Source organism: Pedobacter sp. 05L430 (genome assembly GCF_056397585.1).
On sequence record NZ_JBFTNT010000153.1, the window covers coordinates 1 to 9,399 of the forward strand.

Below are 9,399 nucleotides of genomic sequence, written 5' to 3' on the forward strand. Positions count from 1 at the left end.
GTTGTTACTTTAGCTTAAATGCTAATGCGCAAAATAAAAATGTTTCTCTTGTAAGAAATGATCAGGAGCGCAAAGTCGATGTGCTGATAGATGGTAAACCCTTTACCAGTTTTATCTATCCTGAGAATATGGAAAAGCCCATACTCTATCCGATACTCGCTGCCGATGGTGCTATTGTAACCAGGGGCTTTCCTTTAAATAAACGCGAGGGCGAACGCGTAGATCATCCGCACCACGTTGGCTTGTGGCTTAACTATGAAAGTGTAAATGGGCTAGACTTCTGGAACAACTCTTTTGCTATACCTGCAGAAAAGAAAGTAAAATATGGATGGATCAGGAATGTGAAGGTAGACAAGGTTGAAAACGGCAAAGCCAGTGGTAAGTTAAGCTATACCGCGAACTGGGAAAATCAGGCCAAAGATATACTGTTAAAAGAGCAAACTACATTTGTTTTCTCGGGAACTGACAATGCCAGAATTATTGACAGAATAACCACACTTACTGCTCAAAAAGACACTGTGAAATTTAAAGATATTAAAGATGGTATGCTAGGTATCCGTGTTACCAAAGAGCTGGAATTCCCTTCAAATAAAGTAGAAGAATTTACTGATAGTCAAGGAAATACAACAAAAGTTTCAGCATCAGGTAACGGCGCAAATGGCACCTATTTAACCAGTGCCGGTAAAAAAGGTAATGATGCCTGGGGCACCAGAGGTAACTGGTGTGTTTTATACGGAGTTAAAGAAGGCAAATCGCTTTCTGTAGCAATCATAGATCACCCTAAAAACCCCGGCTATCCTACTTACTGGCATGCACGTGATTACGGTTTGTTTGCTGCTAATCCACTTGGACAGGCCATATTCAGCGAAGGAAAAGAATCTTTAAATCTAACCCTAAAACCTGGCGCATCTGTTACTTTTCGTTACAGAATCCTTGTAGGTTCAGGTACAGAAGTTTCTGCTGATACATTGAACAAGCAGGCTGCCAATTTTGGAAAATAACTCTTAAACATAGATTAAAACAAATAATACACACTAATGAAAAAAACAAAGTTACTGATTGTTGCTGCCCTGATGTTTGGAACCACTCCGTTTACATTACAGGCGCAAACAGGGAAATGGCAAAATCTTTTTAATGGAAAAGATTTACAGGGATGGAAACAATTAAACGGCCAGGCAAAATACGAAGTCGTAAATGGGGAGATTGTTGGAACTACGGTTTCAAACACTCCTAACTCTTTTTTAACGACAGAAAAAAATTATGGTGATTTTATACTTGAAGTAGAGTTATTGGTTGATAATTCTATGAATTCGGGTATACAGATCAGAAGTGAAAGTAAAGCTGATTATAATAATGGCAGGGTGCATGGCTATCAGGTGGAAGTAGATCCGTCTGACRGAAAATGGAGCGGTGGATTATACGATGAAGCGCGTCGCGGATGGTTATATCCTTTAGATATTAATCCTAAAGGTCAGGCTGCTTTTAAAAAGGATCAATGGAATAAATACCATATCGAGTGTATCGGTAACTCTATAAGAACCTGGGTTAATGGTGTTCCCACTGCAAATGTTGTAGATGCAATGACCCCATCTGGCTTCATCGCTTTGCAGGTACACGCAATTGGAAAAAATGACACTCCCGGCAAACAGATCCGCTGGCGTAACGTACGCATACAGACGGAAAACCTTAAGCCATCTAAAATAGACGACATTTATGTAGTAAACATGGTTCCTAATGATTTATCTAAGCAGGAAAAAGCAGAAGGTTTTTCTTTATTATGGGACGGAAAAACTACTAACGGCTGGGTTGGTGCATACAAAACCAAATTTCCTGAAAAAGGATGGGAAATTAAAGATGGTGTGCTTAGCGTTGTAAAATCTAATGGTGCAGAATCTACTAATGGTGGTGATATTGTTACTGTTAAAGAATATGGTGCATTTCAGTTGAAGTTCGATTTTAAACTTACTGAAGGTGCAAATAGTGGTGTTAAATATTTTGTAACGCTGTCTGAGAAAAACACGGGCTCAGCAATTGGCATGGAGTATCAAATCCTTGATGATGAAAGACATCCGGATGCTAAGCTAGGTAAAAACGGCAACCGTACGCTCGGTTCATTATATGACCTTATTACAAGTAAAAAAATCCCTAATGCGCAAAGAAAAATTGGAGAGTGGAACAGAGGTTTGATCAGAGTATTCCCTGATAACAGAATTGAATACTGGTTAAATGGCTTTAAGGTTGTAGAATTTACCAGAGGAACTCCGGAATTTCTTGCTTTAGTTGCTGGTAGTAAGTATAAAGACTGGAAAAACTTTGGCATGGCTCCTAAAGGGCATATTTTGCTTCAGGACCACGGCGATAACGTTTCGTATAGAAGTATAAAAATTAAACAACTTTAATCATAGATCATGTTAGATTCAAGAAGAAAATTTATTAAGCAATCTGCCATCGCAGCTGCTGGAACCTATTTAGGTACTATGGGTTTAAGTGCAAAAAGTTATGGAAATATTATTGGTGCAAATGACCGAGTAAGAGTTGGTGTGGTTGGCTTTTCTGACCGCTTCAAAAGTTCCCTGTTGCCTAGTTTCCTAAATCACCACAAAGAATTGAATTTTGATATGGTTGCTGTATCTGATTTGTGGAATTACCGTCGCGGTTTAGGTGTTGATCATTTAAAGGAAAAATTTGGGCACAATATAACTGCATGCCGCAATAACGATGAGTTGTATAGTTTAAAAGATATTGACGCAGTTATTATCAGTTCACCAGATTTTGCTCATGCGTCTCATGCAATTGAAGCCGTAAACGCCAAGTGTGATGTGTATTGCGAAAAGCCTTTTGCTGAAACTATGGAAGATGCAAGAGCAACGTTAAAAGCTGTAAAAGCATCGAAACAGATATTGCAGATTGGCTCGCAACGCAGAAGTGGCGCGAACTACAAAGCAGCTTCTCAGTTTATAAAAGATGGTAAGTTTGGTGATATTACAATGGTAGAGCTAAGCTGGAATGTAAACCAGCCCGGACGCTGGCGCAGACCTGACCTTGTAGCTAAACTAAAACAGGAAGATACAGATTGGAAACGTTTCTTATTAAACCGTCCGTTTGAGGAATGGGATCCACGTAAATATTTAGAGTATCGTTTGTTCTGGCCTTTCTCGTCTGGAATGCCTGGTCAATGGATGTCGCACCAGATTGATACGGTGCACTGGTTTACTGATTTGAAACACCCAAGAAGCGTTGTGGCTAATGGTGGTATTTATCAGTGGAAAGATGGTCGCAGAAACTGGGACACTACTACTGCTGTATTTGATTATGGTAAGCCAAATGATCCTGATAATKGATTCCAGGTGGTATTTACTTCAAGAATGCACAACGGCGATGAAAACCCTGCTGAGATCTATTATTCGAATGGAGGAGAAATGAACCTGAATACCAATACTGTATCTCCTAGAGGTGGACTTACTGCAAAAGCAGCTGCTGAAATGAATATGAAAGCTAATTTGCTGCCTGAACTTAAGCTTACTGAGATTGCCGAAAAGGTAGCAGCTTCTGCTAATACTGGTGGTGATAAACTGACTTCAGCTCACATGCGCAATTGGATGGAATGTGTACGCAGCAGAAAAGAAACAAATGCTCCTGTTGAAGCTGGTTACTATCACTCTATTGCAAACATTATGACAAATGCATCAGCAAGAACTGGCCAAAAGGCTACGTTTGATGAAGCAACACAGGAAGTAATGGTTGGTGGTAAAGTGTTTAAATACTAGCACACGCCTCGTCATCTCGACGACAGGAGAGATCTCTCCTATCGTCGAGATGACGGAAATGACAAAAGCAATAAAAAAGGCGCCTTGATAATTCAAGGCGCCTTTTTTATGTAAGTGTTCTTAACTACTACCAGAAAGCAGTATACAATGCAACTAACATTGCTACAATAATTAATGCGCCAACTGCAAAAGATGTAGACACCTTAAACATTTTCGCATCAACTTCTAATCCATTTGTAACAACACCTTTTTTGTTTTCATAGATACTGATGAAATACATTCCGATTACACAGACTGCAAATACAATCAGCATTCTATCCATAAACGGCATTTCAAATACGCCAGCTGAGTTAGCTACAGACCATCCGTAATCATGTAAAGGAGCTAAATCTACCCATCCTGGTAAGAATTTTAAGATTACTGAGGTAATAAAACCACCCACAGTAGCAAATAATGCTGCATTTGAAGTTGTTTTTTTCCAGAAGAAACCTAAGATAAACATGGCAAAAATACCCGGTGATACAAAACCTGTGTATTCCTGAATGTACTGGAATCCTTGTTTTCCTTCGCCCATTAATGCATCTCCTACTATTAGCGACAATACTACAGCAAGTAACATAGAAACGATTACAGTAATTTTACCAACGTTTACCAATCTTCCTTCACCTGCACCAGGATTAAAGGCTTTCTTGTAAATATCTAATGTAAAAATGGTAGCAATACTATTTGCTTTACCAGCTAAAGAAGCAACAATAGCAGCGGTTAATGCAGCAAATGAAAGTCCTTTTAAACCAACAGGCAACAAACCTAACAACGCAGGATATGCCTTATTCGGATCCTGAACACCCGATGAAGTCAATAAACTATCAGGACTAATTGCCGGGATCTTTTCTTTAATAATATAATAAACAGCGATACCAGGTATAACTACAATTACAGGCATCAGCATTTTTAAGAATGCCGCGAATAAAAGACCTGCCCTTGCAACCGGTAAAGAAGCGCCCAGTGCCCTTTGAGTGATGTATTGGTTACATCCCCAATAACTTAAGTTAGCAATCCACATACCTCCTATTAAAACACTTAAACCAGGAAGATCCATATAGTTAGGATTGTCCTTCTTAAAAATCAGGTGGAAATGCTCTGATGCACCGTCAGTTAAAATGGCGAAACCTTTTACAATACCCTGCTGACCAGAAATGATGTTCAATGCAATATAAGAAGCAACTAAACCACCAAGCACTAAGAAAAACACTTGGATAACATCTGTATAACCAATAACTTTCATACCACCTAAAGTGATGATAATAGCAAATACGGCTAACCCAAGGATACAGAAAGTAATTGGAAGATCGGATATACCGCTAATGGCCAGAGCCCCCAGATAAAGGATAGACATTAAGTTTACCACAATGTAAAGCATTAACCAGAATACTGCCATGATCATTGCTACCTTTTCATTGTAGCGCTGACTTAAAAACTGTGGCATGGTAAATATCTTGTTCTTAAGATAAACCGGCATAAAGAATACAGCTACAATAATTAGCGTTGCTGCTGCCATCCACTCATAAGCAGAAATTGCAAGGCCGAGCTTAAATCCTGATCCGCTCATACCTATCATCTGTTCAGCAGATATATTTGAGGCTATAAGAGAAGCACCAATTGCCCACCAAGTTAAAGAGCCTTCTGCAAGAAAATAATCTTTTGAATCGGCGGTTTTGGTTTTCTTCTTATAGTAGATCCAAAATCCATAAGCTGATACGATTATAAAGTATATAAAGAATACAATATAATCGCGGTAGTCTAGTTTATTCATTGTTTATATTGGTTTTTTGAAATGAGGGACTAAAATATAAAATTAATCGGCATTCCCCACAGATATTCAAGGGAAATGCCGATTAAATTAATTGGACAATAGAACTCCAGACATTTATTTGTTCAAAGAGTTGATCCAGTTTGCTATCTTAATACCGTCCTCTTTAGTAACCTGAGGCATTGGTGGCATTTCTGTTGCATAACCCGGCCAGTTTTGAGGCTGAGGATTGTGGATCAATGAAAGAATCTTTTCTGCAGTGTACTTACGTTTTGCAACGTCAGCAAATGCAGGTCCGATTTGTTTTTTTGTAGGATTATGGCAAGCAGTACAAGTATAGCTTGTTAATAAACCTTTAACCTGAGCATAAGTTGGAGCCGAAGTAGTTTTTGCACCACCTTCTACTGCTTTCTGTGCAGCAGTTGTTTTAGCACCAGCCACTGGTTTTTTACCAGTTGCTTTTCCAGGAACAGCATTAGCCACAGGGTCGTTTGCAGAGTTTCTGGTACTTACACCATTCATAGATAATTTCTCTCCGTTTGGAATGCTATTTAAAGTATAGTAAGCAATCGGGTGAATTAAATGATAAGAGTTCTCTTGTGAACGAACACCTTCGACAGTAATGGTATGGATATAATACTGACGAAGATTATCAACAATAAGTCTTGCTTTTAAACCGTCAGCAGATACTTTAACACCTTTAATTTTTAACTTTTCGTTATTAATTGGAGGTGAGCCATAAACCGGATGGTATTTATATAAATAGCTTTGTACATCGTAAGAAGCGATATCTTCTGCAGATTTTAAATCAACTGGTTTAGTAAATTCGATTTCAAAACCATCAGGCATTGCTCTAACAGCTTTCATTTCGAAAGGCATTTTTTCGTTGTAAACTAAACGCTCAAGACCTTCGTTTGCATCACCTGCAGATCCCCAACCACGGTTAGTTTCTCCAACAAATAATGAATTATCAGTACCCCATGCCATTCTTAATACTCCTGAACGGAAACCACTTCTGAACATAAATGAAGCACCTTGCTCTACACCGTTTACCGTTTCGAAGAATACTCTTGAAATGATACTCATACCCTGATCACCTACTAAAATCTGACCTTCGAAAGGACCAAAAGCTCCCTGAGGAATTTTAACAGGCTCTGAAGTAGAGATACCAAGGATACCATAAGGCAACCATACAGATGGTAATCTTAATTCAGGGAAGTCTTTTTTCATTTCCCATAACATTTTGAAGTTTTCGTTCACTCTGTTTTCAGGTTTGATAGCTCTTCCTTGTGCATCTTTATCTCTTCTTTCGTCGATTTTAGATCTGAAGTATTCTTCAGTAAGCTTAACTGGAGAATCAGCTCTTCCAGTCCATCTTAATCCGGCCGGGTGACCTAAGAAATCACCTTTTTCTACTTTCCAGATTGCACCAGAACCGAACCAGTCACCTTGGTTATCTGTATAGTAAAGTTGTCCGTCTATTACGTTTGGACCTGCAGGAGAACGCTGACCAGTTGCCCATGGTTGCATTTTTCCATCTTCAGTAATGTTCATTGTCCAACCGCGCATAGGTACACGGCTTTCGCCACGGTACCACATTTCATCACCAAAAGCTACGTTACCGGTAACAAAGAAAGTACCGTCTTTAGCAATTTTTGGTCCGAAGCTGTACTCATGGTAGTGACCGCTTAATGGCCATGCATAAACAGTTTCATAAACATCAGCCTTACCATCCTGATCTTTATCGATCAATTTGGTTAACTCACCTCTTTGCGCGCAATAAAGTGCACCATCTTTATAAGCAAGACCTAATATTTCGTGTAAACCAGATGCAAACCTGCGGAAGTAAGGGTTTTTGCTTGTAGGATTTTCTACGATGTAAACCTCTCCTCTTCTGGTTGAGATACCAAGATCTCCGTTTGGCAAAGTAACCAATCCACCAACCTCTAAAATTGGTCCTTCGGGTACTTTTACCTTATTTATTTTGAAGAAATCTTCTTCTTTTGGTGTTTCCTGGGCAAACACCGTTGCAAAACTAAAGCTTAAAGCCAGCATTGCCAGCGTCTTAAAAGTGTATTTCATTATATAACCCCTTTTTAGAATAAAATAGAATAATTTAACTTACCACGAACCAGAACAACAAGTTGTTTTCTGCCGTCTACATCCCTGATAACAGGTTTGTCTTTGGTATCGTCAAATTTTAAATAAAAAGACTGTCCGTCTACAAGGTAAAGTCCTTTAGAAACTTCCTCAACACTTGATGCATCTGCTATTAATGCATAAATGTTATCAACCGGTGTTTCAAGAACGATCTCTCTGCTTAATCCCTGGCCTTTTTCAATTGCTTTGATGGCGTCAGTAACTTTAGTACCATAGATGTTATAGTTAAATGTAGGACGTTCCTGAGCATCTAATGTATAACCTTTGGTTTTAAATCCTGTACCCGTAGTATCGGCCAACCATGCTCCCTGAGCATCGGTAAGTTTAGCTAAAGTAGGAACCGGTTTTTTAGTGAAGGCAGTTACACTTCCACGAGGTCTTGATGTACCGTTACCTCTGTCATGCCACATAGGTGTTGCATCAACAAACTCACCGTGCCAAGCCTGAAACAACGCACCGTTGTCTAAGTCGTAGCTAAAGTGAACCTGAGTCGGGCTACCTACAGAAATAGCATGAACTACTTTAGGACCACCATTAGGAACATCAACAAAACTGCGAATATTTGGTGTAGTAGCCACATCTATATAGATAGGGTCTGTATCGTCACCTCTTTGTCTCCCATTTTGCGTTTCTGTAGGCAATTTTGAAGTTTTGATGTTTTTAAAAGCTACAGCACCATGATCTCCTTGCAAACGCAAAGCGCCTAAAGCTTTTTCTTTATCATTTGCGCCTCTTGTTGCACCAAATAATTCTATATTATCGTGTATAAGTACTCCATTCAACTCAATTCTTAAAATTCTTGCATTAGCTGTTTTGTTTCCAGATGCATCAAAACGAGGAGCCTGGAATGCAATTTTAATATGTTGCCACAAGCCAGGTGCTTTACTTACATTTTGGCGTGGTGCATATCCCTGATATCCTTGCTGACCTTCTGGTTTCGAATCGTCCCAACGTTGGTAAATTCCACCGTTGTTAGATGATGTTGGTTTTAGGATACCCCATGAATCTTCTAATTGAATTTCATAAACTCCCTGAAGATAAATCCCTGAATTTGCTCCTTTTGCAAGCAAATAATCCAGTTCAAGAACAATGTCGCCATGTTCACCAATAGTTAAAAGGTCTGATCCGTGGTCTTTCTTGGTAGGTATGTTTACCAGAATCCCAGTACCTTTTGCAACGTTTAATACGTTTACTTCATTTAAATTGGCGGTAACACCACCAGCAAGCGTCCAGGTCTTTCCCGGAGTCTTAAATGAAGAAAGATCTTTCAGATCAATTTCTGACTGATCCGCTAGTTGCTGACCAGACACAAGTGCAGTTCCTAACAACCAGAGAAAAGCGGTTGTTCCAAACCTTAAATAATTAAGCTTCATGTTGTGTTTTTTGGTTAAAAAAAAATTAAATGTATATAATTTCGTGTTTGTTTAAAAGGATTGCAAAATAATGATTTTGTTACAATAAACAATAACCCCTTAAAATCAATAAATAAGCCCTTAAAGTTTTGCTAAAACTATTTATCAACATTTATTAGAAGTTGTAAAAAAAGTACAGTTTTTAGAAAAACGTCATTTTTTATGGGAGATCAGCAAAACAATTTTCTTCCGTGTTTTGTCAGAAAAATAATGGAGTTCTTTAATAGGTGTATTAGTAACACTAACAACC

At 38.8% G+C, this 9,399-nt stretch carries 6 protein-coding genes; 3 read left to right on the forward strand and 3 right to left on the reverse strand.

Features of this window, described 5'->3' with window-relative positions; genetic code table 11:
* The 3 genes from AC1DG9_RS17555 to AC1DG9_RS17565 form a co-directional block, all read left to right on the forward strand.
* A partial coding sequence (locus tag AC1DG9_RS17555; protein ID WP_477634964.1) for a DUF6807 domain-containing protein occupies nt 1–1,001 on the forward strand: 1,001 nt, incomplete at its 5' end.
* Between the two features lie 36 nt (nt 1,002–1,037).
* The gene (locus AC1DG9_RS17560) at nt 1,038–2,399 is read left to right on the forward strand and encodes a 3-keto-disaccharide hydrolase (RefSeq protein WP_477634965.1); all 1,362 of its coding nucleotides are present in this window, start codon (nt 1,038–1,040) and stop codon (nt 2,397–2,399) included.
* A gap of 9 nt (nt 2,400–2,408) precedes the next feature.
* Entirely contained in the window at nt 2,409–3,767 is a 1,359-nt protein-coding gene (locus AC1DG9_RS17565; RefSeq protein WP_477634966.1) for a Gfo/Idh/MocA family protein, read from the forward strand.
* Nucleotides 3,768–3,894: 127 nt separating this feature from the next.
* Here AC1DG9_RS17565 and AC1DG9_RS17570 read toward each other — a convergent pair whose 3' ends face one another.
* From AC1DG9_RS17570 to AC1DG9_RS17580, 3 genes are all read right to left on the reverse strand, one after another.
* Nucleotides 3,895–5,580, reverse strand: a complete 1,686-nt coding sequence (locus AC1DG9_RS17570) for a sodium/sugar symporter (RefSeq protein WP_172663004.1) — start codon at nt 5,578–5,580, stop codon at nt 3,895–3,897.
* 114 nt (nt 5,581–5,694) lie between these two features.
* Nucleotides 5,695–7,659, reverse strand: a complete 1,965-nt coding sequence (locus AC1DG9_RS17575) for a c-type cytochrome (RefSeq protein WP_172663005.1) — start codon at nt 7,657–7,659, stop codon at nt 5,695–5,697.
* A 14-nt stretch (nt 7,660–7,673) separates the two neighbouring features.
* On the reverse strand, nt 7,674–9,110 hold the full coding sequence (locus AC1DG9_RS17580) for a 3-keto-disaccharide hydrolase (protein ID WP_288879372.1): 1,437 nt from the start codon (nt 9,108–9,110) through the stop codon (nt 7,674–7,676).
* Nucleotides 9,111–9,399: the final 289 nt, after the last annotated feature.

Bases quoted from the DNA above. Each gene is read 5' to 3' on its own strand.
- AC1DG9_RS17570 (WP_172663004.1), bottom strand. From the start codon at position 5,580: ATGAATAAACTAGACTACCGCGATTATATTGTATTCTTTATATACTTT.
- AC1DG9_RS17575 (WP_172663005.1), bottom strand. From the start codon at position 7,659: ATGAAATACACTTTTAAGACGCTGGCAATGCTGGCTTTAAGCTTTAGT.
- AC1DG9_RS17580 (WP_288879372.1), bottom strand. From the start codon at position 9,110: ATGAAGCTTAATTATTTAAGGTTTGGAACAACCGCTTTTCTCTGGTTG.